The sequence below is a fragment of the Phycicoccus flavus genome (genome assembly GCF_004025965.2).
GTDB lineage: Bacteria > Actinomycetota > Actinomycetes > Actinomycetales > Dermatophilaceae > Phycicoccus > Phycicoccus flavus.
The window spans coordinates 1-1,413 of the sequence record NZ_SAYU02000143.1 but is presented as its reverse complement, the minus strand read 5'-3'; the positions used below and the strand labels follow the sequence as shown (position 1 = coordinate 1,413).

Below are 1,413 nucleotides of genomic sequence, written 5' to 3'. Positions count from 1 at the left end.
ACGGGGCGGTGTCCGCGGCGGCGCTGGCCGGCCGTGGAGCCTCGGTGGCGATGGTCGACCGGGGCGACTTCGGCGCCTTCACGAGCCAGGAGTCGAGCAACCTCGTCTGGGGCGGCTTCAAGTACCTCGAGAACTACGAGCTGCCGCTGGTCTTCGGCCTCTGCCGCAGCCGCAACCGCCTCATGCGGTCCTACCCGGACAACATCAAGGAGATCGGATTCCTCGCCTCCCTCGACCACGGCTCGCCCTACCCGCCGTGGTTCGCCGCCCTCGGCGCGGCCGCCTACTGGGGCATCGGCCAGTTCGGCACGAAGCCGCCGCGGCTGTTCACCGCGGAGAAGGTCAAGGACGAGGAGCCGGTCATCGACACCGCCGACGTCCGTGGCGCGATCCAGTACCAGGACGCCTACCTCGTCGACAACGACAGCCGGTTCGTCTTCTCCTTCGTCCGCTCCGCCCTGGAGGCCGGGGCCGCGGCGGTCAACTACGTCGAGCTCGTCTCCGCCCGCTGGGACCGCGACCGCTGGGTGGCGACCCTGCGCGACGCCGACACCGGCCGTGAGCTCACGACCTCCGCCCGCGCCGTCGTCAACGCCGCGGGCCCGTTCGCCGACGAGCTCGGGCGCGACTTCGGAACCCGCACCGAGCACCGCATCGTCTGCTCCAAGGGCATCCACCTCGTCGTGCCGCGGATCACGACGAGCCGGCACGACCGGGTGCTCGCCTTCTTCGACGACGAGCAGCGCCTGTTCTACGTCATCCCCATGGGCCGCCGCTCGGTCATCGGCACCACCGACACCCGCGTCGACTCCCCGTACACCGAGGTGACCGAGGAGGACCGCGACTTCCTGCTGGAGCAGATCAACAAGCGTCTCGACCTCGCCCGGCCGCTGACCCGCGAGGACGTCATCGCCGAGCGCTGCGGCGTGCGGCCGCTCGTGGTGCCCCGGGGCGACGGCGACCACGACCAGGCCGACTGGACCTCGCTGTCGCGCAAGCACGTCATCGAGCGCGACGACGCGCGCCGGGTCGTCAGCGTCCTCGGCGGCAAGCTCACCGACTGCCTCAACGTCGGCGAGGAGGTCGCCGCCGACATCCAGAAGCTCGGCATCCCGCTGGAGAAGGACCTCGGCAACTGGTACGGCGAGCCCGCCAAGCAGACCCGCGCCGAGTTCTACCGGCAGGCCCGGCTCATGCACCTGGACGCGCTGCGGACCAAGCCGGACACCGAGCCGCTCACCGACCGGCTGTGGCGACGCTACGGCCGGCGCGCGTTCGACCTGCTGGAGACCATCCGGGCCGACCCGTCGATGGGCGAGGACGTCATGGGCTCGGCCGACTACCTCCGGGCCGAGATCTACCAGGCCGCCGAGCACGAGATGGTCGTGACGATGGAGGACTTCATGCGGCGCC

1 protein-coding gene is annotated in these 1,413 nt (G+C 71.0%); it reads left to right on the top strand.

Annotated elements, in window-relative coordinates:
- Nucleotides 1-1,413, top strand: a 1,413-nt coding sequence (locus tag EPD83_RS20215; protein WP_165567081.1) for a glycerol-3-phosphate dehydrogenase/oxidase, incomplete at both ends; no start/stop codon positions are given.